This window comes from Pseudomonas sp. KH_017, assembly GCF_057840285.1.
This window is the reverse complement of record NZ_CM174509.1, coordinates 4,061,252-4,084,913: the sequence shown is the minus strand read 5'-3', so window position 1 is coordinate 4,084,913 and position 23,662 is coordinate 4,061,252. Positions and strand designations below refer to the sequence as shown.

Genomic DNA, 23,662 nt, shown 5'->3' with positions numbered 1-23,662 from the left:
GCGAGAAGCAGACCTTCAGAAAATGGCCGGTCCACGAACAAGATCGGCCAGGTTCAACCGCTACAGAATACTCAGCGGGTACTCGATGATCAGGCGACCTCGTCGATATCGCTCTCGAACGAGGTCGCGCGTTGCTCAGTAACTTCGCTCGCGGTCAACCTGGCCAAGCATTGATTCACCACGTTGATGCCGGCGGATATTCTCCAGCAACACGCTAAACGCACTTTCCGGTTGGGTCATCGCAGCGATATGCGGTGTCAGCAATATCTGCGGGTGGTGCCAGAAGGGATGGTCCGGCGCCGCTGGCTCCTGTTCCAGTACGTCGAGCACCGCCGCGCTGAGCTGGCCGCTGGCCAAAGCCTCAAGCAGATCCTCTTCTATCAGGTGCCCACCCCGGCCCATGTTGACCAAGGCAGCGCCTTTGGGCAGGTGCTGGAACAACTGTCGGTTGAGAATCCCTTTAGTCTGCTCGGTCAATGGCAAGACACAAACCACGATGTCGCAACGGCCGAGGAAGGCCGGAAGTTGCTCGGCACCCGCAAAGCAGTCCACCCCGGCAATGCGATGCTCACTGCGTGCCCAGCCTGACAAGTCGAATCCAAAGGTCTGCAAGGTGGCCAGAATCTGTTGAGCCTGCGTGCCGAGCCCCATCACACCTACCCGACGTTTGGCTGCCGGTTGCAGCAGGTGAGCCTGCCAGCACCGGGCCATTTGTTGCTGGCGATAACGGAGCATATCCCGGTGCAGGCTGAGCACCGCAAAACTGGCGTACTCGCACATGCCCCGGGTGATGCTCGGGTCGAGTAAACGTACCACCGGCAGGGTCGTTGGCAGACGGTCAAGGTCAAGTTGGTCGACCCCGGCCGACAAGGCGAACAGTACCTGCAGGTTTGGCAACAATGTTTCGAGATTGTCCGGCGCCTGCCAGGCTGCCAGGTAGCGAATATCCTTCGGGTCGCCGATGTCCGGCCAGGCACGCCATTCGATATCCGGAGCGTGCTCAGCGAATAGGCGTTTCCATTGTTCGCCGCGCACCGGGTCAGCTTTATAGAGCAGGGCCATGGGTAACTTCTCGTTTCAGATTGGGAGTATCCAGCATGCCCGAGTGGCAGAGCAGGATATGTCGAAAGAGTCTGCGTAAACGCATAACGTTGCGTTGTATGGGGTGCGCGTCGGCAGATTCCATGGGAGCTGGCTACAGCTGAAGGATTCTGCTGTTTACCGGGGTGAAAACAGTCGATCCGAATTTCTCAGAGGCCAAGTTCGGCTTAGACAATTGCGTCGAAAGCTTAACCTTTGGAACACATCGCAGCCGTTTCCCGGTTGCCAGGTTCACTATGGGAGATGCCATGAACAGTAAAGTCGAAGAAACCCCGAGTTTGCTCCGTCAGCGCGATCAATTCGTGCCACGGGGTTTGGTCACGGCACACCCGCTGGTCATCGACCGGGCCCAGGGTTCTGAAGTGTGGGACGTGGACGGGACGCGCTACCTGGACTTCGTCGGCGGCATTGGCGTTTTGAACATCGGTCACAATCACCCGAAGGTGGTCGCGGCAGTGCAGACCCAGTTGCAAAAGATCAGCCATGCTTGCTTTCAGGTGGTGGCGTACAAACCTTATATCGACCTGGTACAGCGTTTGTGCGAGTTGGTGGGTGGTGAAGAAGCCTACAAGGCGGCTCTGTTTACGTCCGGTGCAGAGGCTGTGGAGAACGCGGTGAAGATCGCCCGCGCACATACCAATCGTCCAGCCGTTATCTCCTTTCGTGGTGGTTTCCATGGGCGTACTTTACTCGGTACGACGCTGACGGGCATGAGCCAACCCTACAAGCAGAACTTCGGGCCCTTCGCTCCAGAAGTCTTCCATACCCCATACCCTAACGCCTATCGCGGTTTCAGCAGCGAGATGGCTTTGCAAGCGCTTAACGAATTGCTGGCGACCCAAGTCGCTCCGGATCGAGTGGCTGCGATCATCATCGAGCCAGTGCAGGGCGACGGAGGCTTCCTATCCGCGCCACCGGAATTTCTCCAGGCGCTGCGGGCTCTGACCGAACGACATGGCATCGTGCTCATTCTCGATGAAATTCAGACCGGCTTCGGCCGTACCGGCAAATGGTTCGGTTTTCAGCACGCCGGGATTCAGCCGGATCTGGTCACCGTCGCGAAGAGCCTGGCCGGTGGTTTGCCAATATCGGGCGTGGTAGGTCGTGCGCACATCATGGACGCGCCATTACCCGGTGGTCTCGGCGGTACCTACGGCGGTAACGCCCTGGCTTGTGCGGCCGCGTTGGCGGTGATCGAAACTTACGAGCAGGATCAGTTGCTCGAGCGTGGTGAGGTATTGGGTGAGCGACTGCGTCAGGGCCTGCTGCGCTTGCAGGCACGTCACCCTCGTATTGGTGATGTGCGCGGCACCGGCTTCATGCTGGCAATCGAATTGATCAAAGACGATGAGGCCCGCAGCCCCGATGCAGAACTCACCCAACAACTGATCGATCAGGCCAGGGTTGGTGGGCTGTTGGTGATCAAATGCGGGGTGTACCGAAATGTGCTGCGCTTCCTGGCTCCTCTGGTAACCGAAGAAACTCAGATCGACGAAGCGCTGACAATTCTTGAAGCGGCATTATTACGAGTGTTGGATTAATCTCAGGTCTCGGTTGGCGCAATGTAGCAATGCGCCGACCGAGGGCATTTAGCACACATGGATTGATGAATGCATCATGGGAGGCTACACACCATGTACCTGACTGATTATCGTGCACTGCTGATCGATTGCGACGAAGTCCTGGTCGATCGGGATTCCGGTATCTGGACGGCCCTGCAACCTTTGCTCGAAAACCATCCGGGCATGCCAGGCAGGGAAGAGGTATTGGCTGAGTTTGACGAGGCGGTGCGCACGCTCTACCCACGTTTTTCCGAGCTGGGCTTCAGTGGCTTATTGTGCTTTGCCCATCGTCAGCTGGCAGAGCGTTTTGGGCTCAAGGCCAGTTGGGAAGAGGGCATGAGTTTCGCCCGTTCGGCATGCAACTGGTCGCTGTTCGAGGACGCGCCCGGTGCCATGTTGTATCTGCGCAAATTCTATCGGCTGCTGGTGTACTGCGATCGTGATGCCGAGGATCGCGAACAGCTCTGCGAGCGTTTGGGGATTATGCCCGAAGACCTGCATTCCCGAGCCAGTAATCCATTGGAGGACAGCGAGTGGTTGCTGGCCAACAACCTGCAGCCCAAAAATATTCTGCAGATTTCCAGGCCTCCTGCGCAGCCGCCAAAATCGGCTGGATTGTGCCTGATCCGCCGTGGCCATGAGAATTATACTCAGGAAAATTCCGCAGATTTTTACATCACTAGCATGGCTGACCTGGTCGCTCAGCATCAGCTATCTTTGCGACGTTGAGTTTGCTAAAACCACTGTCTATCTGAACGGCAATCAAGAGGTACCCGATGGAAGGTTTAATTAAACTAGACCGAATTGATATCAGTATCCTGGTTGAGCTTCAAAAAGACGGTCGAATGACCAACGTCAGTCTGGCCGATGCGGTGGGTCTGTCATCCAGTCCATGCTTGCAGCGGGTAAAGCGACTTGAATCGGCCGGATATATTTCCGGGTATAGAGCTCATCTAAACCTTGCCAAGATCACCGACTCGGTCACGGTATTTACTGAAATCACGCTCAGCGACCATAAACGGGAGGACTTCGCCAAGTTCGAGTCCAATATTCGTTTGGTCGATGAGGTACTGGAGTGCCATTTAGTCAGCGGCGGTTACGATTACCTGGTGCGCTTCATGACCTGCAGCATTCAGCATTATCAGGAAGTGATCGAAGGGCTGCTGGACAAGAATATCGGTATCTCCAAGTACTTCAGTTACATCGTCATTAAATCCCCAGTACTTAAAGATGGGGTCCCGCTGCGTAAGCTATTACGTCACTGATGCGACCCAGGTCAATTGGATCAGGCGAAGTAAGAAACAGTACGAAGTCCAAATCCATATTGCTCAGCCGCTTCGGGATATGACTTGTCGTTAAAAGAGCGCAACACCATCGCGGACGGGCTTGAGATGTCATCTGCAGCGCTTGCGAGCCGAGCACGTTCAATCAGTGCAAAACATTTAACAAAAATAACTATTCTCCGAGGCAAGAAAGATGAGTGCGGCTTCCCTGTATCCCGTTCGTCCCGAGGTTCTGGCCAACACGCTGACCGACGAGGCGACCTACAAGGCCATATACCAGCAGTCGGTCGTCAACCCCGACGGCTTCTGGCGCGAGCAAGCCAAGCGCCTCGACTGGATCAACCCATTCGGCAGGAACAGCCTGCTCCAGTATCAATTTAGTCATGACACTGGCCGGTGTCTTTTTTTCAAACCGCGCTAGAACTTCTGCCCACATCGTTTTCGTCACCCTGACTGGTTTTTAGGGGATTCTAAACGAAGACCTTGAAAGGGCTGGGTTTGAGTACAAAAGGGCCCTTCACAGGCTGTGTGAAAACACTCTGGCGAAGGCGCCAACAAACGCCCCGACATGTTCGGGGCGTTTGTTTTTGTGCTGAAAAGAAGCCTTTCAGCCCATTAATACCTTCAACTGGCGTGCTCCGAGCACGCTAATCGCTCGCTTAACCGAGTTAGCATATGAGGAAACTGTCGACCACATATCACAGATATCAAGACTAGCTCTTAGCTGCGCCTTGATTGGTTCGATTCCGCGAGTGCACATAGAACTGTAGGTAGTGCAAAAACGGAAGGGTAGGCTTGGAGTGCGGGGAATGCAGCACACTTTGGGCCATAAGCGGTCGGTGACAGGCTAGTGGCAAATCGAAAGCAAGCGGGCGCGCAATCACCGAATTAACTAAATCTTATAGCGATGCCCTGACCACCAATGGACAATCAACTGGCTGGGCTCCCGATACGTCGAGGGTCTCGATCAGGTGCCGGGCAGCCTTGCGACCGATCTCGTAGTACGGCAGTTGCACCGTGGTCAGCGGCGGGATGAACAGCTCAGCCATACCGATCATGTTGTCGTAACCGAGCACGGCGACATCGTCGGGAATTTTCAGGCCACGGCCCAACAATAGCTGATAGGCACAAAAGGCAATGCGGTCGTTACCACAGATCAGAACATCGAACTGGGGACGACCCTCGATGATGTGCCGGTCGAGGATGGCTGCGGTTTCACCATAGGCATCATGATCGGAAAGGTCGTATTGCAGCAGTGCGTCAGGCGCCAGGTCGAATGCCTGACAGGCACGCTGCAGGCCTTTTTGTCGCAGGCCCCAGGCCAGACTCTGTTTGGGCAGATTGATACACAGAGGGCGCCGATAGCCTTGGCTCAACGCGTGATGTACGGCGCGATACTGCCCCGATTCGTCGTCCGGCACATAACTGACCAGGTGACTGTCATCGGCCAGGCAATTGGCGAGTACCAGGGGTTTGCTTTTCAAGCGCTCGGGAATGCACACCTGGCGAAACCCCATGGCGCTGAAGATCAACCCGTCGGGACGGTGCGACAACATCAGGTCGATGTTCTGGTCGGTGGGCGGGTTGCTCAACAGGTTGAGGATAAATACATTCCAGCCGGCTTGCTGTGCGGTCTGTTCGATGGACAGCAACAGTTCGACCGCGAACGGTGTGGTCGCGGTGTCCAGCGCGAACACTCCGATAGTTCGCGACTGGAGGTTGTCGCCGCGCATTTTGCGCGCCGACAGGCTCGGTACGAATTGCAGTTCATCAATGGCGCGCCGCACCCGCTGAAGGGTTTCGGGGCTCAGTTTTTCCGGGTTATTGAGCGCTCGAGAAACCGTCATCAGGGACACGCCGGCCAGCTGTGCAACGTCTTTCACTGAAGTCATGCGAGGTGAGCCCGGTCAGGTTGACGCAGAATCATGACACAGGGCCCGGGCTTCTCGCGACTCGAATGACGTTGCTCACAGCCATCCGCCGCTCATAGCCATCCAGAGCCGAGAGACCATGCCTTGGGAATCGAGACACGCCCGCCACTTCCGCTGGCAAACAGCTTCACGCCCAGACTGTCGGGCCGCGGATAGAGGCGACTGCTGAGGCTGAAGCGCCCGTTTTCGTCGAACACCTCGATGGACGAGCGATCGAGGAACACACGCAGTGCCAGTCGCTCTTGTGTCGGGTCTATCGACACGCTGCGCTGGCCTGTGACTTGCGCACCCGAGTGGCTGCGGTCAAGCACCAGACGCTGCAGCGATGCATCGTAGTAGAGCAGGGTTTCTTCCTGGCCATCGTCGCTGCAACGCAAGGCGATTCCCAGGTGGCCGTCGGTGCAGCCGAGCAAATCCAGATGCACATGGATTTCGAGCCTGTCGCCATTCACTTCCCGCACCCATCGGGCTCCCGACCCATCCCACCAGGACGTGCCCGGCAATGGCGCCTTGCGCAGTGCGGTCAGCTCCCGTGCCGGATACACGCAAAGGCGATCGGCGCACAGTTCAAGTTCGCGCGGCAACCCGAGCATGCCGCACCAGTGATGGGCCTGGCTCGGCATCGGGCTTTCCCACATGTCGAGCCACGCCCACACAAGGCGCCGACCGTCGGCGGCCAGTAGCGTTTGCGCGGCATAGAAATCGTGGCCGTTATCCAACTCGATAAAAGGCCCGCCCGTGAAGTGCCATTCGCTGTCGAGTCGGCCCACTCGATAACCGGTCTGGTACTTGTTGAGCCGTTCGTAACCCTCGGGTTGCATGCCCTGGGGGGAGTACAGCAGCACATCGCGCCCGTTCAGTCGGAACAGATCCGGGCACTCCCACATATAGCCATCGCCCTCACTGCCGCTGGACACATAATCCAGGAACTCCCAGGCGTGCAGATCCGTGGAACGGTATAGCGGCAGTAGCGGTTTATCACCCAGACGCGCGCCGGCAATCAGGTACCAATAGTCATCCTCCTGCCATACCTTGGGGTCACGAAAGTGCATGATCGTGTCTTGCGGTGCGTTCTCGATGACGGCGCCATGCTTGACGAACCGGATGCCGTCGGTGCTGGTGGCCAGGCACTGGACTTGGCGGATCGAGCGTTCGTCACCCACTTCCCCCAGCCAGGTGTGCCCGGTGTAGATCAGTGCCAGGGTATCGCCACACACCACCGCGCTACCGGAAAAACAACCGTCACGGTCGAAGTCGTCGCCGGGGGCCAGCGCAATGGGCAGATGTTGCCAATGGACCAGATCGGCACTCTTGGCATGCCCCCAATACATCGGGCCCCATTTCGCTTCGAAAGGGTGGTGTTGATAGAACACGTGGTATTCGCCACGAAAGTACACCACCCCGTTGGGGTCATTCATCCAGCCCACCGGGGGGGCAAGATGATAATCGGGTCGATAATCGTGGATGACGCGAGACAGGTCATCACTCAGCGCATGCTGCGCAATCTCAAGGGCAGCGGACATTGGAACACTCACGGAATTCAAAGACACAGTCATAGGGCGCCTGCTCGTGCCGAGCGCAGAGAGACGCCATCGGGCAGGATTTCAATCGCGTGTGGGTGGCGCTTCAAGGCCGTGCCGGCGACGTCAAACAGGTGCAGATTGTCGATGTCCAGCTGCAGCTCGACCCGATCGCCCGCTTGCCATCCGGCGTTGACCTCACAACGGCAAATCATGGGTTCGTCCTGACCTGTCTCGAGGTGCACATAGGTTTCGCTGCCCAGGTATTCGACCGCGGTCACGACGACGCCGGCGGTTCCCTCTGCCGCCTTGAGCGACACGTGCTCCGGGCGAATCCCCAGGCTCAGCAGCGTGCCTGCCGCCAGGTTGGAGCTGTCGAAGGGCAGAGGCGTGACGCCCCATACGAGGGTATCGACCAGGCTGGTTTCGCCGGGTGCCTGCAGGCGCGCCGGCAGAAAGTTCATTCTGGGCGAACCGAGAAAACCGGCGACAAAGCGGCTCGCCGGGCGCTCATAGAGTTCACGCGGTGAGCCGACCTGCTCTACGCGACCACCATTGAGCACAACAATTTTGTCGGCCAGGGTCATCGCTTCCACTTGATCGTGAGTGACGTAGATCATGGTCGAGCCCAGTCGGGCATGCAGCCGGGCGATTTCGTTGCGCATCTGCACCCGCAAGGATGCATCCAGATTGGAGAGCGGCTCATCGAACAACAAAATGTCCGGCTCACGCGCCATGGCTCTTCCCATTGCCACACGCTGACGCTGCCCTCCAGACAGTTCCTTTGGCTTGCGTTGCAGCAGTTTGTCCAATTGAAGGATTTGCGCTGTTTTCAGCACGCGCTCACGCAGGCTGCTCTTTTCAGTCTTGGCCAGTTTGAGACCAAAGCTGATGTTGTCGTAGACGCTCATGTGCGGGTACAGCGCATAAGACTGAAACACCATGCCGACGCCACGCTCGCGCGGCTCCAGGTCGTTGACCCGTCGCCCGTCGATCAGCAGGTCGCCGCCGCAGATCGAATCCAGTCCGGCGATCAGGCGCAGCAGGGTCGACTTGCCGCAGCCCGAAGGGCCGACGAACACCACGAATTCACCCGCCGCGATTTCCAGGCTGACGTCGCGAAGAATCCGCGCGCCGCCCAATTGTTTGTTCACGTTGTCCAGTTTCAATTTGATCACGATGCTGTTCCTTGTAGTTGTCGGGCATCAACCCTTTAACGCGCCGGCAGTGAGACCGGAAACGATTCGGCGCTGGAAGATCAGCACCAGAATCACCAGTGGGACGGTGACCACCACCGATGCGGCCATCAACAGCCCCCAAGGCAGCTCATGAGGACTCCCGCCGGAAATCAAGGCGATGGCGACCGGCACCGTGCGTTGCGTGTCTGTGAGGGTGAAGGTCAGGGCAAACAGGAACTCGTTCCACGCGGCGATGAAGGCCAATAAGCCAGTGGTGACCAGCGCGGGCCAGAGCAGCGGCAACAGCACTCGGGTCAGCGTGACCCAGGGGGACGCGCCATCCATGATTGCCGCTTCTTCCAGTTCATGGGGCAGTTGCCCCATGAACGTGGTCAGCACCCAGACGGTGAAGGGCAGGGTGAAAATCGTGTAGCTCAGGATCAACGCCCAGGACGTGTTGTACAGGCCCAGGGCGCGGATCACTTCGAACAGGCCAGACAACACGGCGACCTGGGGAAACATCGACACGCCAAGAACCATCATCAACACCGTGCCACGTCCTCGGAACTTCACCCGGCCCAAGGCATAGGCGGCGGTCAGGCTAAGGAATAGCGCCAGCGTCACCACACACAGCGCCACCACCAGCGAATTACCGATAGCCCGCAGGAATGAGGCTTGGTGGAGTACCGCCGCGTAATTGGAGAAATCGGGGTTATCGATCCAGTAGCTCACCTCGAACAAGGCGCTGGATGGCTTCAGTGAAGTCACGATGGCGTAGTAGAAAGGGAAAACCGCATACAGCAGCAATACCCCGATCAGGCACCAGAACCCGAGGCGCAGCAGTGCTTTTTTCAGTAGGCGCAGGTTCATGACCGGACCTCCAGTTGACGGCGTCCGAGGTAGAGATAAAGCATGGCGATGACCGCAACCACCAGAAACAGCAGCGTCGAGGCCGCGCTGCCGTAACCGACGTCCTGGAACTCCACCAGGTGCTGGCGGGCATACACCGACATGCTCATGGTGCTCGACGAGTTCGAGGTCAGCACATAGATCACGTCGAATACCCGCAGCGAGTCGAGGATGCGGAAGATCGCCGCCACCAGCAGTGCGGGCATCAGCAGGGGAAGGGTGACACGCCAAAACACTTTCAGCGGATGAATGCCATCGACCCTCGCGGCTTCGTAGCAATCGCTCGGCAACATCTGCAAGGCCGCCAGCATCAGCAGCGTGACAAACGGCACGGTCTTCCAGACGTCGACGAGGATCACCGCCCACATCGACAGGTCCGCATCGGCCGTCCAGGCCAGGGGCGCGTCAATCAGGCCGAGGCTCAGCATCAGGTGATTGATGATGCCGAACTGGTCGTTAAGCATCCATGACCAGATCTTTGCCGAGACAATGGTCGGAATCGCCCAGGGAATCAGAATCATCGCACGCACAAGGGAACGGCCTGTGAACTTGATGTTCAGCAGCAACGCCACCAGCAGCCCGAGGACGACTTCCAGTCCCACCGACACCACGGTGAAATGCAACGTGTTGCGCACAGCGTTCCACCATTGTGGATCGACCAGGATGCCCGACCAATTGGAACCGTTGTGGAACAGATAATTGCTCAAGCCTACGAAGGATCCGCCACTGGTGTCCGCCAGGTTGGCATCGGTCAGGCTGAACCAGAATGTGCGCAGTAGCGGCCAGGCCGCCACCAGGGCCAGACACAGCAACATCGGTGTCAAAAACAGCCAGGCGGCGCGTACTCGACGACGCTGCACAGGCGTTTCCCTGGTGAGCAGGAGCTCGTCACAGGGGGCAGTAGTAGAGACAGACATGGTGATTTCCTTCCTTGTGGCTTACCAGTTCCGGCGTTTGATGCGCGTGAGTTCGCTTTCCAGTTCGGCCAGCGCCTGATCGACAGGCAACTCGCCCGCCAGCACGCCATGCACTCGATCGAAGAACGCATTGGAGACCCGTGGATAGCGATCGGCAGTGATGGAGGCGGGACGCATCACCCCATCGTTGAGAATGCTGTGCAGCTGAGCGTAATAAGGCATTGCCGCGAGCAGTTCGGGGTCTTGATACAGCGACTCGATAACCGGGTTGTAGGCGCCTATCAGGGCACGATGTTTTTGCTCTTGGGCACGGGTCAAGTAGCTCACCAGTTCTGCGGCAAGTTTTGGATGGGCGCTGTAACGCGATACCGCCAGGCCCCAGCCACCGAGGGTGGAGGCATGGCTGCCGGTCTCGCCGCCGCGGGGCAGGGGAGCGACCCCGACCTTGTCTTTTACGGCACTGTCCTGGCTTTGCACCAGAGCCCAGACATAAGGCCAGTTACGCATGAACAGCGCATTTCCCGATTGGAATACACCCCGGCCTTCTTCCTCGGTGTAATTGAGTACGCCTCGCGGGGAGATGTCTCCCACCCAGCTTTTCGCCAGGGTCAAAGCCGTTCTTGAAGCCTGGCTGTTGACCACGATGTCACCTCGTGGATTGACCAGTCCGCCTTCCGGTTGGCTGCTGATCCACTCCAGTGCATTACACGTCAGGCCCTCGTAGGCGCGCCCTTGAAAGATGTAACCCCACGCATTGGGATTCCCGGCAGTGCGCTCGGCCTGTTGAATATTCCTGGCGGTAGCGGTCATTTCCTCCCACGTCTGGGGAACTTGCTGGTTGTACTTCTCGAGCAAGTCCTTGCGGTAATACAGCAAGCCCGAGTCGGTGAACCACGGCATCGTCACCAGCCGTCCGTTCACCGTGGCGTTATCCACCTGTGCCTGGAAGTAGCCTTGGGTCGCGTTGGCGGGAAGCACCTCGCGCAGATCCATCAAGTGTTTGGCCAGCATCCCCGGCCACACCATGTCGATTTGAATGATGTCGATGTCAGTGGACTGCGCACTGAGGATCTGTTGGTAGAACGACAACCTCTCGGTCGCCGAGTTAGGCGTGGAAACCACCTCGACGTTGTTGCCAGTCTGTTTCGACCACGCTTCGACGGCCTCCTTGCAGAGTTGTAATTCCGCACCCACCGCACCGCACGAGATCGTTAAATCAGCTGCGCTCGACAGGGATGGAAGCCCGACACAAAGGGTGAGCAGTGCTGCTGGAAGGACAGATTTCAGCTGTTTCATAAAGCTCTCTTTATTTTTGTTTTTAGAAAAGTTAACGTTAACATCGCCAAATGTAGCAGCGTATTAGCGATGAGGCATCCTTTTTTTCGTCGATTGCGACAATTCGCAACTCACGAAAAATGGCCGGTCGCGGGAACAGCTCAATAAAAACAAAACAGGAAATCCACATGCAGAAAGCATCAAGCTGGTTACTCGCAGGCGTGCTCAGCACCTCGGCGACGATCTCTCAGGCCGCTACTCTGGAAGAACGCATGGCCGCGTTCGAAGCCCGTGCCAGCGCCGCGGAAAAGCGTGCAGCCGCAGCCGAGCAGCAAACCCAGGCACTTGCCAGGGAATTGCAGCAGATCAAACTCGCCACTGCTCCCTTGCAGCCCGCCGCGTCTACTGCGGCAGTAATTTCGGCGCCCGCTTTGGATACCCGACTGGCAAAACTCGAAGCCCGTCAGCAAAGCCTGGAGAAAGAGGGCAGTACCGGACACCTCACTGATGGGTTCAGCTTCAACGGCTACGCCCGCTCCGGATTGTTGATCAACGATCGGCTGGGTGGTGGTCGTGGCGGCCCTTATGAAACGCCTGCCGGTTCAGTCGGTGGTGCAGTCGGGCGACTCGGTAACGAGGACGACACCTACATGCGTATAGACCTGTCGAAAGAAATCTATGCGCAAAACGGCACCCGTTCCAAATTCACGGTCTCCATCGCCGATGGTGTGGAAAGTTCCAATGACTGGACGGCCGACGAAAGCAAACTGAACGTGCGCCAGGTATTCACAGCGCTTGACCATCTCGCTGCGTTCAAGGGCAATTCCGTGTTCGAGAACGCCACCCTGTGGGCAGGCAAGCGATTCGATAGAGATAATTTCGATATCCACTGGCTGGACTCGGACGTTGTCTATCTGGCCGGCACCGGGGGTGGAATCTACGATATGCAGATGAACAAGAATTGGCGTTCGAACTACTCTTTGATCGGGCGTAACTACGGGGATTTCAGTCAAGGCGATCTTAGTGCCGATGTGGAAAGCTACATCCTGACCTCCAACCAGTTCTTCGAGGATGGTCAGTGGCAGTGGATGTTCAACGCCATCGGCGCAAAGAAAAACGATTTCGCTACCCGAACCAATGCAGCGGGTTTGACGCCTGCGGATTCCGGCTTGCACAGCATGCTGGCCAATCACCAGAAAAACTTTTTCGGCAGAGAAGGCTTCTTCAAAACGGCGCTGCTCTATGGGCAAGGTCTGGGAGCTGAGGTCAAGAACGTCGGCTCGGATGGTGAACTGATTGATGATGCCCGCGCTCTGCGTCTGGCACTTTACGGTGAGACACCCCTTGCGCCTGACTGGCGCATCGGGCCCAGCTTGCTGGCCGAACAGAGCAAGGATAGATACGTCAAGGGTGACGACTACCGCTGGCTGACCCTGAACGTGCGTTTAGCCAATGAAATCAACAGCAATTTCGAGATGGCCTACGAAATAAGCTGGCAAACCATGAACCTCGACCCGAAGGGCTATCTACAACGTAATGCGGTCGACGGTAACTTTTGGAAATTCACTGTCGCCCCGACATTCAAACCCGAGGTTGGAGATCTTCTTACCCGTCCCGAATTGCGAGTGTTCGCAAGCTTCATGAACTGGTCTTCGGATCTGGACGGATTCAGTACCACAGACTCCTTTGGCATGACGGACTTCAAAGCCGGAGGTGTATGGCAATACGGTATACAAATGGAAACCTGGTTTTAATACTTGAACGCGTCCGGCCAACATCTGCTTTGAAGTTGGCTATGAAAACTTCTCTAACTTCAACAAACCCTGCCTTTCATCAAAGCGCATTGAGTAAGTGATTACCGGTCGATTCTGATCAGCCAGCAGTTCCCTACGACAAAAAATTGAGGAAATGACGATGGTATTGCCTCGCGCAATAGTGTTTGGCGAAGCCCTGACCGATCTTGTCCAAGGCACTCCTGGACAGTGGAAGGGCTACCCGGGTGGTGCTCCCTGGAACGTTGCACGAGCGCTAAGTCGCTTGGGTGTCAGCAGTGCTTTTGCCGGGTCGGTGAGCATGGATTCACTGGGTGACGAGATAGTTTCGCAGTCGGAAGCGGCAGCAATGGATATGAGGTTTATCCAACGGGTAGACCGAGATCCTTTGGTTGCCATCGTTCCATCGAGCCGTCCTCCAAGATACTTTTTTGCTGGAGATGCCGATCTGTTTTTTGATCCGGATCTGATGCCCGAAGGATGGATCAACCAAGCAGAGCTGTGTCATTTCAGCTGCATCAGTTTGGCTCGACAGCCACTCGCAGACAAGCTGGTTAAAATTGCTCAGCAGGCCAAAAAAGCCGGTAAACGGATTAGCTATGATCCGAACTGGCGCAATTTAATGGATAGCCATTATCGGGAGCAGACCTTCCCTACGATGACCACCCTTGCTGACATGATTAAGCTTTCCGATGAAGACCTTCGGCAAATTTATCCAGGGCTGACAGAACACCAGGCAATGGATGAACTTCGCGCTCTTAATCCTCAGGCGCAGATCCTTTTTACCCGAGGAGAACACGGGATGATTCTCCACACCCCGGACAGCCAACTCGATCAGCCGGCGATTGCCGTGAAGGTGGAAGACACGGTTGGAGCAGGAGACGCTTGTATGGCTGGTTGGCTGGCTGCGCAGTTGCTGGGGATCGTGGACTTGAGAGAGCGCCTGCAATTTTCAGCGGCTTGCGCATCCATATCTTGCCGCCATGCCGGAGCCCATGCTCCAGCGCTAGCTGATGTGGAAGGTTTGCTGCAGCTGCTAAAACCTACTTGACCATGGTTGCCGGCGCCGAGGAGTTGTCTAAGTAAAAAGACGCGGCACCGACCCTGGCGGCCGGAGGCTTACCGACAATGTGTGTAGCACCCTGACTACTCTCGACGAGAACCTGGCGCACATTACCCGCGGCATCGCAGAACTGATGAACGATCAGTAGCTTTGGTCGCCAGGTCAGAAACTGAGAATCAGCTCGCGTCAGGGCAGGGCTTTTCGTTTCTGTGCTCGCAAGCTCTCCAAAAAGCCCAGGCATGTTCAGGTAGCGATCAAGTCGGGGTTCTCGGGCTCAATGATTACGCACGAGCGAAAGTTGCTCGGTATGTGCGTTGAGATCATTGCGCAGGTTGGCGAGCATGCACTCTATTGCACGATTGCTGTTGAGCTCGGAACAGGGGATGCCGGTAGAGAAAAGATCTATCCGGCCAGTCTCTGGACTGTAGATACGAACAGTAAGACAGTTGTCAGATGAAACTGAGCATGCGCAATACATCGGGAGAAAGCTTCTCTCGACCAGGTATCGTAGCTCTAGACTGGAAAGCATGGTGGCTACCCTCAACAGGAGCCAACCAAGAGACTCATGCTATAGCGCGTAAAATCAGGAGCGTGCAACGATTGCACGCTAGATCACCTTACCCTTGACCTTGGCGGAGAAGGTTACTTTTCAGTCTATGCTTTATCCAGCATCGACCGTTAGATCGTTTGGCAGCAGCCTGCAATCGGCTAGACAGAATCATCAGGGGTGCAATATGCGCCTGATCACACCCTCGCCGGGCTTTTTCATTCCACACCCTCACACAAAGGAGGCGTCAGCAAGTTGAACAAGGTGCGCTCGCCATCGCCACTGCGCAAAACCGGTTATCCCGCTTGCATCGAATCATGGCCTGGAGGCTAAGCCAGTCCCGCGGAACTAGCCTGTGTGTTCCTGAGTTGAATACCTGACGCGATGCTCGCTCAATATCAATGTCGCTATAGCAACCAGCACAGGTACAAAGGCAAGCGCACAGATAACAGTCCAACCGTATCGATTCAATATACCTCCCGATGCAAACGAGCCGAGCACCACGGCGCCAAAGACAATGAAATCATTGAGCGCCTGGACACTGTTTCTTTCGCTTTTTTCATGGCACTGAAGGACGAGCGCAGAGGCGCCGACAAAACCGAAATTCCAACCAATCCCTAGAAGCACCAAACATAGATAAAAGTGGTAGGACTGCACGCCGGCAAGCCCGACAGCGATAGAAGCGCCGGTTAACATCAACCCCATCAACACAACGCGGTTTGCTCCAAAACGGCGGATCAGATTTCCAGTGAAAAAACTGGGTGCGTACATTGCAATGACGTGCCACTGCAATGCCAGGTTCGATGATTCCAGTGAAAGATCCTCATGCTTCATTGCTAGTGGGGCCGAAGTCATCAGGAAATTCATCAAGGTGTAAGTTATGACGCCACAGAGCATGGCGTTGATGAGTCGAGGCTGCCGAACAATCACCGCAAGCGGGCGACCAGGAGTACGAACAGCCGCCTCATGGCGTGGCAAATCGACACCTAGCAGCACCGCCGCCGAAACCACTGCCATTAATGCGGCTGCAACGTAAGTAGCGATAAACAGGTGTGACTCCCATAGGTCCATCGTATAGGTGACCGTCTGTGGACCTAGTACACCCGCCACTAACCCGGCAGCCATGACGATTGAAAGCGCCCAGGGCTGCCTGTTTTCTGGAACACATTCTGCGGCGGCGAAACGAAACGTCAGCACCACAGCGGCATAAGCGCCACCAAACAGCATCGCAGCACAGAAAATGAAGAAGGAAGACAAATAAATGCCAATCGCAGCCAGCACACCCATCAGGATGCCGCACAACGCTCCCAGCATAAACACGAGACTGCGCCCATAGCGCTGCGCAATGGCGCCGGCAGGTAGCGTGCAGCTCGCCATGCCCACGACAAAAATGGAGATAGGCAGCGTCGCCAATGCTTTATCCGGTGCAAGCGTGTCTCCCACGATAGCGCCGGTTGCATAGACAATGACTGAGTTACCACCCGCCAATGCCTGGGCGGTTGCCAGTCGAAAAATGTTGCTGTTCCCAGATGCTGCTGACACGACTTCTCTCCCTTGAATGAATCGTCCCTTAATGCTGCTGCCGTTGCATCGCCAAGACGGTTTACCCGGATGACGATGAAGGCAGTGCTGCATTTGACAGGCATCTCTGCCGACCCGTTGGCGCCTCTTACACACCGCCGTACTGATACACGGTCGCACTCCAATACTGGCTGCCGTTACCTTTTTGGCGAGCCCATCCGTCGGCTACCAGTTGATTGGCGATCATTCGATTCATAAAGCCATGACCGAGCAGCAGAACCGGTCCATCGTTGGCAAGGGACTGCAATCGTTTGGCTGCCACACTGGCGCGCATCCTCGCAGTGCCGGCGGATTCGACGTTGCGCGAGTAACCGCACAGCCATAAGACTCGAAGGATAAATGCCCAGGTAAACGGCGATAGCCGTGGCCGTTTCCAATGACCAAAAGGCAGTTGTGCTTCGCAGAAAAGTGCGTCTACCAGTGCAGGCTTCAGGCCGAGCGCCTGGACGGAGGTCAGCGCACGAGGCGCGCTGCTTGAAACAATCACCGTGGCGGTTGCGGCGAGTTGCAGACTGGCAGGCGGGACCGGGTGGTGGGTAATTTCCGATTGGTCGTATTGCTCGATCCAGTCTTTCATCTCGAGCGCTGAGATCTTGTCGGTTGCGGCCAGTTCTGGCTGGCCGTGACGCATCAGGATGATTTCCCTGTTCACAAATTTACGTCCTTGTTCTGGTGTGTGCTAAATGACCAGCAAGTGCGGTTTCGGGAGCTCAAGGTACGCCTCGCGTACCCGCATGAAACCGCACAATGAGGCTCGAGATTATCGGCTTTGGGACTAGACGGTAATCCCGTCTGCGAAAGTCAGTTGTCGACCATGACCGATGAGCTTTTTTTCTTCGAGGCGCGCGCACTGTGCTTTTCAAACCAGCCGTGATCGCGGTACCACGCCACGGTGTCAGTGATTGTCTGCTCTAGCGCCCGGAAACTCAGGCCAAGCTCTTGTTCACTCTTGCTGTGGTTGAAACAGGTGCGGTCCTTCTCTCGTACCAACAGGCGCAACGTGGCCATGCTCAGCAGAATGGGCTTGCCAGTAAGGCGCGCGTAGATCTCCTGCACAGCCGCCAAGGTGTATAGAAAGGGCAGCGGTAGTTGTCGAACGGGCGTCTTGACGCCCGCGATCCGTCCTAGAACAGGGACCAGCTGACGCATCGTCATATGCCGACCCGCCGCGAGATAGCGCTCACCTCGTCGGCCCTGTTGGGCGGCAGCAATCAGCGCCCCTGCCACATCACGGGCATCGACAACGGAGAAGCTGCCAGGGATCAGCCCGGGCAACTTGCCGTTCACGACATCGTTGACCAACTGTCCCGAGGAGGTCGGGCCAATGTCGGCAGGACCCCACATCCAGCCAGGCAGGACCATGCAGGCATGCATCTCGGGATGTGCTTCCAGGAACGACAAGACGACACGGTCGGCGAGGATCTTGCTGCGGTAATAGTCATCCGCGTCGGCGTCGGCCCGCAGACAGGTCTCATCGATGGACATACCAGGTGCGCCGTCGAGCACGGCAATGGAAGACGTATGGACGAACCGTCGTATACCGGCGCGGTAGGCCTGGTTAAGCAGGCGCCGCGTACCAGACACATTGATCTTTTCGAGTTCTTTCCAGTGGCTGCCACCCTTGTAGTTATCGCGAAAGAACGCCGCGGTGTGAAACACCGTATCGCAACCTTGCAGCGATGCCGCGAATGCGTCGACATCGGCCATGTCACCCACGACCAGCTCCACACCCTGCAGATTGTTGAACTGCTGTTCACCTTTGGCTCTTGAGCGGACCAGGCCTTTGACCGTGTAGCCACGAGCGACCAATTCACGCACCAGGTTGTTGCCCAGCAAGCCGGTTGCTCCAGTAACAAATGCGCTGCGCATGGCTCAACCCTCACCCTGTTCGGCTAACGGCATCAACACCGCACTGTCGAAGAAGGCCTCTTCACGGATGGCCAGTCCGTTTCTGAAGGTGAAGTGTGCGGCGTAGTGCACGGTAATGTGGCGTCCATGAGGTGGAATCACCCGGCCTGGCAGCACCAAGGGGGCGGCGAAGGTGCCAGTCAGTTTGGCAGTTAGCGCCAAAAGATCGCCAGCGACCATGAATGGGGTGAAGGTCACTTGGGCATCAGGGAACGCATAGAACAGCGCAGTCTCTCGTTTGCGCATGGATTCGCGACCGGTTTGAATCCCCATACCATCGAGGTAGATGAAGTCTTCGCAAACCAACGCAAGCATCGCCTCCACATCACGGCGATTGAAGGCTCTTGAGGCGCGCTCCGCATAGTCGTTGGGGCCAGTAGTCATACAATCCATTCCATTCGTTTCGAGGGCCTGTAGATATACCTTTGAGGCCTCTCCCGAAAAACAGCGACTACTGCATAATGGATTTGCACATATGCAGACCAGGGAGGACAGGACGCATGGCGTTGCAAGCAAATTGGGACGATCTTCGTCTGCTGTTGGCAGTTTCGCGGCGTGGCAGCTTCCTACAAGCTGGCCAGTTGCTGGGTATCGCGGCGTCTACCGTATCCCGCCGCCTGACCCAACTTGAGGTCGCACTGGGCGAGCCACTCGTCGAGCGGGGCGTTGAAGGATGCTGGTTGACCTCGCGGGGCCAATCCCTCGTGGAAGTTGCCCAGGCTGCGGAAGCGGGCTTGAGGCGTCAAACCGCTGCTGGCATATCCGAGCTACACACAGAGCTATCTGGCAGTGTCCTGGTCAGTGCGGGAGAGGGGTTCTCGTCTTGTGTGCTGGAGGCCGCGAGTCGCTTCACTTCTCTGCACCCGCGTTGCTCGGTGGAGCTGATGGTAACAGCCGACTTTCACAAGATCGTCCGCGGCGTGGCAGACATTGCTGTGCGTACAGCTCATCTGGGTGAGCCGTCGCTGATTTATCGATCAATAGGCCAGCTCGCCTACGGTGTCTTCGCTGATGCAGGTTATCTGAAGCGGTTTCCAGGGGTGACCCCGGCCACTGCGGTCAATATTGCCTTGCTTCCCCCGCTGGACATGTTGCCGCAAATGCGTGTGGCAAAGGTCGGTGGTCTGGACCGCGCGCAGATCAGCGTGAACTCGTTCGCCGTGCAGCTCGAATCGGTGAGGCGAGGTATGGGGGTGGCCGTACTGCCCCGTATACTGGCAAAGGATCTGATCGGGTTGTTCCCGGATCTCCACCTTCCAGATATGGAGGTCTATCTGGTGACCCGGCCTCAGGCATTAAAGCAGGCCCACATCAAATGTTTTTTTGCCATCCTGGAGCAGGTTCTGCTCGAAGCCCTGTCCATGGAAAATGTCGAAGGCTACCTCTTGGGGGGCGACCGGCGAGTATCGGAGCAATAACGATCTCCACCGCGTACGGGTCACCGTGCAATAGACTGGGTTTTTCGATGAGCGTGGAGCGTTTGTCAAATACCCACTCAAAGGATGAGCACATGAGCCGTACCGGCCATATCTGCCTGATGGCGACCTATAACAAATGGATGAACGAAAAGATCTATGGAGCGGCCAGGTGCTTGTCCGATGATGAGCTCTCAGCTGATAGACAAGCGTTCTTCAGGTCGATTCTCGGGACGCTAAACCACGTGGCTGCCGGAGACACTGTGTGGTTAAAGCGATTCGCCAAACATCCAGCGAACCACTCGGCATTGGAGCCGGTGAGGCGAGTTCCTGATCCGAAAAACCTTGACCAAACGTTGTTCTCTACTATTCGAGAACTCTCAGTGTATCGAGAGAGGCTTGATCAGATAATCGTCGAATGGGCTAACTCTATTACAGAGTCCGATCTAGACCACACCCTCCATTACGCCAGCTTGAAGGGTGTAGTGTCCGACAAGGACTTTTACGGCCTGGTGATGCATTTCTTCAACCATCAGACTCATCACCGTGGTCAGGTTACTACGCTGCTTTCACAGGCTGGTGTCGACATAGGTGATACAGATTTAGTCGTCCTCATCCCATCCCGATCCGGCGTATGAAGAAAAGCTGGATACCAGTATTGAGAATTCACAACCAAAGAGGGCAATTCGATTCGGATCGCACTGATTGCATCGCTATTGCCTTGGCTTAATCCATGACTAACACCTTCGCACTGAATCGCCCCGAGTTCGCCGCTGACATACATATCATCGGAATGCCAAGACATGCTCCTCAATCCGAAATCTGGTCATCGAGTGGTGGCGGGTAGTTATTTAATTTTAATGATGACCTTGCCTTTTGATCTTCCTTGTTCGACATAGCTCAACGCCTCGGCTGTTGACTCGAAAGGGAAGGTTCTGTCGACCACAGGTTTGATAATGCCGGATTCCATGAGCGCAGTGATTTCACCCAGTTGAGCACCACTCGCACGCATAAAAACGAACGCATAGCTGACGTTCCGCTTGCGAGCTTTTCTGCGGATACTGCTGCTCAGTAAACGCACCACCAAACCCAATCCCCAAAACAGCTTTTGCTCTTCAGCGAACTGCGGCGTCGGCGGCCCCGAGATGGAAATGAGCTGTCCCCCGGGCTTCAGAGTGGTGAGCGACTTTTCCAGTTCATCCGCGCCCAAGCTGTTCAATACGACGTCGTAGTCCTGCAAAACGCTTTCGAAGTTTTGCTTCTTGTAGTCGATGACAACGTCCGCTCCCAGCGCTTTAACCCATTCAACATTGTTTGTGCTGGTAGTTGTCGCAACGAAGGCGCCCAGATGCTTGGCGAGCTGGATGGCGATGGTACCGACGCCACCCGAGCCGGCGTGGATAAAGACCTTCTGGCCTTTTTTCAGCCTGGCGGTTTCAACCAGTACTTGCCAAGCCGTCAGCGCAACCAGCGGGAGGGATGCGGCCTCTTCCATGCTGATGTTTTTAGGTTTCAACGCGAGTGCGTCTTCGTGCACCGCAATCAGCTCGGCGAACGTGCCTATGCGCTCCTGAGGTGGGCGTGCGTAGACTTCGTCACCTGGCTTGAAGCGCCGCACACCGGATCCAACGCTGACCACGACCCCAGCCAGGTCATTGCCCAATATCAACGGGAATGAGTACGGCAAGATCAGTTTGAATTCGCCTGTACTGATCTTTGAATCAAGCACGTTGACGCTTGTGGCATGCACTTGAACCAGGACGTCATGTGCACCCACTTCAGGTGCGGGCACCTCGGCAACACGGCCATTATTCTTGCCGTAACGGTCGATTAAAAATGCCTTCATGTTGATTCAACTCTCATAGTTTCAAATGGGAATGACGGAGCATCCTCAGGCATCCAGGAATGCCGTTGCTTTCGCCACGAAGTCGGCATGATGTTGAAAAATTCCGCCATGCCCTGCGTCTTCGTAAATGATCAGGTGTGAATTCGGGATCCGGTTTGCCAAGTCGATAGAGTTCATCGTGGGCACCATGATGTCGTTGTCACCGTTCGCGATCAGCGTCGGTATCTGTATGCGACTGAGATTTTGTGGGGATTGTCTGCCCCATGCGTGAATGGCTTTCAACTGTCGCAAAAAAGCGGTTGGCGTCGGATTTTTGTCTCGATCTTTCCTGCGCTCCTTCAGGCGATTCAGAAAATCCTTGGCGGCTCGCCGGCCATTGACCGTAGAGGTGAAGAATAGGTAGGTCTTTGGATCGCGCAACGTCAGCAAACCTTTAAGCATCAATGGCCATGACACTGACCAGACCTTGTCGATGCCGCTACCGCCAGCAGGCCCCGTACCGGTCAGAATCAGTCTGCGCACCAGGTCAGGGGCGCTCAGAGCAATTTCCTGGGCCACGAATCCTCCGAGTGAAAACCCCAGCAGGTCGACCTCTTTAAACCCCAGCGCACGAATCACAGCTATGGCATCGTTTGCCATTTCGCTGATCGTCGCAGGGGCGGTGCCATCTGAGGCGCCGATTCCCCGATAGTCAGTGGCGATGATGCGCCTGGTGCTTGCGAGCCCATCCATGATCCGTGGGTCGAAGTTGTCCAGCACTGCGCCCCAATGGTTAAGCAGAACGAGCGGCAACTCACCCTTGGGGCCTATGTCACGGTAAGCGAACGCTGTTCCTTCGACCTTGATCCATTGGTTCGCTGCATTTACGAACTGCGTGCGCGATCCGGGATGAAGTTTTGTGTCTTGAATATTCATGTTGGCCCAGTGATGCGGGTCGAAAAGCTGCAAGTGAGACTGTGTTGCAGGTGCTTTAAATCGAGTGCTGCGCACCAGCGCCTGCTGCACGATGATTACGCCTTGGCTTGATAACGCTCGGCGACATCGGATTGCCTGATCTCCGACAGCAAGCCCTGACGTGCACCCTGCAATGCATCCCAACGTGCGGCGTCCTGCAAGGGTGGAATGGTCACGGGCTCGCGACGATCAAAACCGACCAGCGCCGCATCGACCAGATCACCCACTTCCATGATGTCACTGAGGGTATTGATATCGATGCCCGCTCGCTCCCAGATTTCGGTGCGAGTGGCTGCCGGCAGAACGGCTTGCACGTAGACGCCTTTGGGCGAAAGCTCCAGGCTCATGCCTTGTGATAGAAACAGCACAAAAGCCTTGGTCGCGCCGTAGACCGTCATGCCGAACTCCGGTGCCAGGCCAACAACCGAGCCTATGTTGATAATCGCGCCGTTTCCGGCTTGTGCCAGGCGTGGGGCGATGGCGCTGGCAAGCCGTACCAGTGCGGTAGTGTTGAGCGTAACCAACTGAGCAACGCTGTCGGTGGATTGTTCGATAAAGCTGCCGGATTGTGCGGCGCCTGCATTGTTCACCAGGATGCCAATACTGGCGTCATCGCGCAGGCGAGCCTCGACCGTGGTCAAATCGCTGATTTGGGTCAGGTCAGCCTGGAGAACATCAATGGTGACGTTGTGTTTCTCACGCAGCCGCGCTGCAAGAGCATCCAGCCGCCCTTTGTCGCGGGCAACCAGTACGAGGTCGTGTCCGCGTTGTGCAAAGCGCTCGGCGTAGGTGGCGCCGATGCCAGTGGAGGCGCCGGTAATGAGAACGGTGGTAGGGATGCTCATGAATTGATCCTCAGTTTCGGATATCGATAGGCGAGTCATGCGTGGTGTCCGGAGG

At 56.5% G+C, this 23,662-nt stretch carries 22 protein-coding genes and 1 pseudogene; 8 read left to right on the top strand and 15 right to left on the bottom strand.

Features of this window, described 5'->3' with window-relative positions; translation table 11 throughout:
- Nucleotides 1–135: 135 nt before the first annotated feature.
- Nucleotides 136–1,062: a 2-hydroxyacid dehydrogenase gene (locus AC3IT6_RS18595; RefSeq protein WP_489351834.1), complete on the bottom strand. Its 927-nt coding sequence runs from the start codon at nucleotides 1,060–1,062 to the stop codon at nucleotides 136–138.
- Between the two features lie 287 nt (nucleotides 1,063–1,349).
- Between AC3IT6_RS18595 and gabT the strand changes: the two genes are divergently transcribed.
- The 4 genes and pseudogenes from gabT to AC3IT6_RS18575 all read left to right on the top strand — a co-directional run.
- Complete coding sequence (gabT, locus tag AC3IT6_RS18590; RefSeq protein WP_489351832.1) at nucleotides 1,350–2,642, top strand: 4-aminobutyrate--2-oxoglutarate transaminase; 1,293 nt, start codon at nucleotides 1,350–1,352, stop codon at nucleotides 2,640–2,642.
- A 93-nt stretch (nucleotides 2,643–2,735) separates the two neighbouring features.
- On the top strand, nucleotides 2,736–3,392 hold the full coding sequence (locus tag AC3IT6_RS18585; RefSeq protein ID WP_489351830.1) for an HAD family hydrolase: 657 nt from the start codon (nucleotides 2,736–2,738) through the stop codon (nucleotides 3,390–3,392).
- Nucleotides 3,393–3,439: 47 nt separating this feature from the next.
- On the top strand, nucleotides 3,440–3,928 hold the full coding sequence (locus tag AC3IT6_RS18580; RefSeq protein WP_489351828.1) for an Lrp/AsnC family transcriptional regulator: 489 nt from the start codon (nucleotides 3,440–3,442) through the stop codon (nucleotides 3,926–3,928).
- Nucleotides 3,929–4,139: 211 nt separating this feature from the next.
- Nucleotides 4,140–4,295, top strand: a pseudogene (locus tag AC3IT6_RS18575) (acetyl-coenzyme A synthetase N-terminal domain-containing protein); the annotation flags it as partial.
- Between the two features lie 550 nt (nucleotides 4,296–4,845).
- Here AC3IT6_RS18575 and AC3IT6_RS18570 read toward each other — a convergent pair.
- The 6 genes from AC3IT6_RS18570 to AC3IT6_RS18545 form a co-directional block, all read right to left on the bottom strand.
- The gene (locus AC3IT6_RS18570) at nucleotides 4,846–5,838 is read right to left on the bottom strand and encodes a LacI family DNA-binding transcriptional regulator (RefSeq protein ID WP_489351826.1); all 993 of its coding nucleotides are present in this window, start codon (nucleotides 5,836–5,838) and stop codon (nucleotides 4,846–4,848) included.
- A gap of 92 nt (nucleotides 5,839–5,930) precedes the next feature.
- On the bottom strand, nucleotides 5,931–7,433 hold the full coding sequence (locus AC3IT6_RS18565; protein ID WP_489351824.1) for a glycoside hydrolase family 32 protein: 1,503 nt from the start codon (nucleotides 7,431–7,433) through the stop codon (nucleotides 5,931–5,933).
- Complete coding sequence (locus AC3IT6_RS18560; RefSeq protein WP_489351822.1) at nucleotides 7,430–8,575, bottom strand: ABC transporter ATP-binding protein; 1,146 nt, start codon at nucleotides 8,573–8,575, stop codon at nucleotides 7,430–7,432. Before AC3IT6_RS18560 ends, AC3IT6_RS18565 begins: the two co-directional genes overlap by 4 nt.
- A 27-nt stretch (nucleotides 8,576–8,602) precedes the next feature.
- Nucleotides 8,603–9,445, bottom strand: a complete 843-nt coding sequence (locus tag AC3IT6_RS18555; protein ID WP_150727227.1) for a carbohydrate ABC transporter permease — start codon at nucleotides 9,443–9,445, stop codon at nucleotides 8,603–8,605.
- Nucleotides 9,442–10,401, bottom strand: coding sequence for a carbohydrate ABC transporter permease (locus AC3IT6_RS18550; RefSeq protein ID WP_489351819.1), 960 nt, complete (start codon nucleotides 10,399–10,401; stop codon nucleotides 9,442–9,444). The genes AC3IT6_RS18555 and AC3IT6_RS18550 overlap by 4 nt, the downstream gene beginning before the upstream one ends.
- 21 nt (nucleotides 10,402–10,422) lie before the next feature.
- Nucleotides 10,423–11,697 carry an ABC transporter substrate-binding protein gene (locus AC3IT6_RS18545; protein ID WP_489351817.1) on the bottom strand — a complete coding sequence of 425 codons (1,275 nt, stop codon included), beginning with the start codon at nucleotides 11,695–11,697 and terminating at the stop codon, nucleotides 10,423–10,425.
- A 167-nt stretch (nucleotides 11,698–11,864) separates the two neighbouring features.
- On the opposite strand from AC3IT6_RS18545, the gene AC3IT6_RS18540 reads away from it, so the two are divergent.
- Both AC3IT6_RS18540 and AC3IT6_RS18535 read left to right on the top strand, forming a co-directional pair.
- Nucleotides 11,865–13,430, top strand: coding sequence for a carbohydrate porin (locus AC3IT6_RS18540; RefSeq protein ID WP_489351815.1), 1,566 nt, complete (start codon nucleotides 11,865–11,867; stop codon nucleotides 13,428–13,430).
- Nucleotides 13,431–13,590: 160 nt separating this feature from the next.
- Nucleotides 13,591–14,499, top strand: a complete 909-nt coding sequence (locus AC3IT6_RS18535; RefSeq protein ID WP_489351813.1) for a carbohydrate kinase family protein — start codon at nucleotides 13,591–13,593, stop codon at nucleotides 14,497–14,499.
- 286 nt (nucleotides 14,500–14,785) lie between these two features.
- Here the strand turns inward: AC3IT6_RS18535 and AC3IT6_RS18530 are convergent, their stop codons facing one another.
- The 5 genes from AC3IT6_RS18530 to AC3IT6_RS18510 form a co-directional block, all read right to left on the bottom strand.
- On the bottom strand, nucleotides 14,786–14,989 hold the full coding sequence (locus tag AC3IT6_RS18530; RefSeq protein WP_489356610.1) for a DUF1652 domain-containing protein: 204 nt from the start codon (nucleotides 14,987–14,989) through the stop codon (nucleotides 14,786–14,788).
- Between the two features lie 417 nt (nucleotides 14,990–15,406).
- Nucleotides 15,407–16,600, bottom strand: coding sequence for an MFS transporter (locus AC3IT6_RS18525; RefSeq protein WP_489351811.1), 1,194 nt, complete (start codon nucleotides 16,598–16,600; stop codon nucleotides 15,407–15,409).
- A 127-nt stretch (nucleotides 16,601–16,727) separates the two neighbouring features.
- Complete coding sequence (locus AC3IT6_RS18520; RefSeq protein ID WP_489356608.1) at nucleotides 16,728–17,270, bottom strand: histidine phosphatase family protein; 543 nt, start codon at nucleotides 17,268–17,270, stop codon at nucleotides 16,728–16,730.
- 170 nt (nucleotides 17,271–17,440) lie between these two features.
- Nucleotides 17,441–18,508, bottom strand: coding sequence for an SDR family oxidoreductase (locus AC3IT6_RS18515; RefSeq protein ID WP_489351809.1), 1,068 nt, complete (start codon nucleotides 18,506–18,508; stop codon nucleotides 17,441–17,443).
- Nucleotides 18,509–18,511: 3 nt separating this feature from the next.
- A complete protein-coding gene (locus AC3IT6_RS18510; RefSeq protein ID WP_489351807.1) occupies nucleotides 18,512–18,931 on the bottom strand; it encodes an ester cyclase in 420 nt (139 codons plus the stop codon).
- 116 nt (nucleotides 18,932–19,047) lie between these two features.
- Between AC3IT6_RS18510 and AC3IT6_RS18505 the strand changes: the two genes are divergently transcribed.
- Nucleotides 19,048–19,965, top strand: coding sequence for a LysR family transcriptional regulator (locus AC3IT6_RS18505; RefSeq protein WP_489351805.1), 918 nt, complete (start codon nucleotides 19,048–19,050; stop codon nucleotides 19,963–19,965).
- A 92-nt stretch (nucleotides 19,966–20,057) separates the two neighbouring features.
- Nucleotides 20,058–20,600: a DinB family protein gene (locus tag AC3IT6_RS18500; protein ID WP_489351803.1), complete on the top strand. Its 543-nt coding sequence runs from the start codon at nucleotides 20,058–20,060 to the stop codon at nucleotides 20,598–20,600.
- A 209-nt stretch (nucleotides 20,601–20,809) separates the two neighbouring features.
- On the opposite strand, the gene AC3IT6_RS18495 is transcribed toward AC3IT6_RS18500, so the two are convergent.
- The 3 genes from AC3IT6_RS18495 to AC3IT6_RS18485 form a co-directional block, all read right to left on the bottom strand.
- Entirely contained in the window at nucleotides 20,810–21,808 is a 999-nt protein-coding gene (locus AC3IT6_RS18495) for an NADP-dependent oxidoreductase (protein WP_489351801.1), read from the bottom strand.
- A 45-nt stretch (nucleotides 21,809–21,853) separates the two neighbouring features.
- Complete coding sequence (locus AC3IT6_RS18490) at nucleotides 21,854–22,723, bottom strand: alpha/beta fold hydrolase (RefSeq protein ID WP_489356606.1); 870 nt, start codon at nucleotides 22,721–22,723, stop codon at nucleotides 21,854–21,856.
- A gap of 95 nt (nucleotides 22,724–22,818) precedes the next feature.
- On the bottom strand, nucleotides 22,819–23,607 hold the full coding sequence (locus AC3IT6_RS18485; protein ID WP_489351799.1) for an SDR family NAD(P)-dependent oxidoreductase: 789 nt from the start codon (nucleotides 23,605–23,607) through the stop codon (nucleotides 22,819–22,821).
- Between the last annotated feature and the right edge of the window lie 55 nt (nucleotides 23,608–23,662).

What these genes read in the sequence shown, in the direction of transcription:
- AC3IT6_RS18540 (WP_489351815.1), top strand. Translation starts at nt 11,865, where the DNA reads ATGCAGAAAGCATCAAGCTGGTTACTCGCAGGCGTGCTCAGCACCTCG.
- AC3IT6_RS18595 (WP_489351834.1), bottom strand. Translation starts at nt 1,062, where the DNA reads ATGGCCCTGCTCTATAAAGCTGACCCGGTGCGCGGCGAACAATGGAAA.
- AC3IT6_RS18530 (WP_489356610.1), bottom strand. Translation starts at nt 14,989, where the DNA reads ATGTATTGCGCATGCTCAGTTTCATCTGACAACTGTCTTACTGTTCGT.
- AC3IT6_RS18570 (WP_489351826.1), bottom strand. Translation starts at nt 5,838, where the DNA reads ATGACTTCAGTGAAAGACGTTGCACAGCTGGCCGGCGTGTCCCTGATG.
- AC3IT6_RS18505 (WP_489351805.1), top strand. Translation starts at nt 19,048, where the DNA reads ATGGCGTTGCAAGCAAATTGGGACGATCTTCGTCTGCTGTTGGCAGTT.
- AC3IT6_RS18510 (WP_489351807.1), bottom strand. Translation starts at nt 18,931, where the DNA reads ATGACTACTGGCCCCAACGACTATGCGGAGCGCGCCTCAAGAGCCTTC.
- AC3IT6_RS18555 (WP_150727227.1), bottom strand. Translation starts at nt 9,445, where the DNA reads ATGAACCTGCGCCTACTGAAAAAAGCACTGCTGCGCCTCGGGTTCTGG.
- AC3IT6_RS18520 (WP_489356608.1), bottom strand. Translation starts at nt 17,270, where the DNA reads ATGCGTCACGGCCAGCCAGAACTGGCCGCAACCGACAAGATCTCAGCG.
- AC3IT6_RS18550 (WP_489351819.1), bottom strand. Translation starts at nt 10,401, where the DNA reads ATGTCTGTCTCTACTACTGCCCCCTGTGACGAGCTCCTGCTCACCAGG.
- AC3IT6_RS18515 (WP_489351809.1), bottom strand. Translation starts at nt 18,508, where the DNA reads ATGCGCAGCGCATTTGTTACTGGAGCAACCGGCTTGCTGGGCAACAAC.
- AC3IT6_RS18535 (WP_489351813.1), top strand. Translation starts at nt 13,591, where the DNA reads ATGGTATTGCCTCGCGCAATAGTGTTTGGCGAAGCCCTGACCGATCTT.
- AC3IT6_RS18580 (WP_489351828.1), top strand. Translation starts at nt 3,440, where the DNA reads ATGGAAGGTTTAATTAAACTAGACCGAATTGATATCAGTATCCTGGTT.
- AC3IT6_RS18495 (WP_489351801.1), bottom strand. Translation starts at nt 21,808, where the DNA reads ATGAAGGCATTTTTAATCGACCGTTACGGCAAGAATAATGGCCGTGTT.
- AC3IT6_RS18500 (WP_489351803.1), top strand. Translation starts at nt 20,058, where the DNA reads ATGAGCCGTACCGGCCATATCTGCCTGATGGCGACCTATAACAAATGG.
- AC3IT6_RS18545 (WP_489351817.1), bottom strand. Translation starts at nt 11,697, where the DNA reads ATGAAACAGCTGAAATCTGTCCTTCCAGCAGCACTGCTCACCCTTTGT.
- AC3IT6_RS18485 (WP_489351799.1), bottom strand. Translation starts at nt 23,607, where the DNA reads ATGAGCATCCCTACCACCGTTCTCATTACCGGCGCCTCCACTGGCATC.
- gabT (WP_489351832.1), top strand. Translation starts at nt 1,350, where the DNA reads ATGAACAGTAAAGTCGAAGAAACCCCGAGTTTGCTCCGTCAGCGCGAT.
- AC3IT6_RS18585 (WP_489351830.1), top strand. Translation starts at nt 2,736, where the DNA reads ATGTACCTGACTGATTATCGTGCACTGCTGATCGATTGCGACGAAGTC.
- AC3IT6_RS18490 (WP_489356606.1), bottom strand. Translation starts at nt 22,723, where the DNA reads ATGAATATTCAAGACACAAAACTTCATCCCGGATCGCGCACGCAGTTC.
- AC3IT6_RS18565 (WP_489351824.1), bottom strand. Translation starts at nt 7,433, where the DNA reads ATGACTGTGTCTTTGAATTCCGTGAGTGTTCCAATGTCCGCTGCCCTT.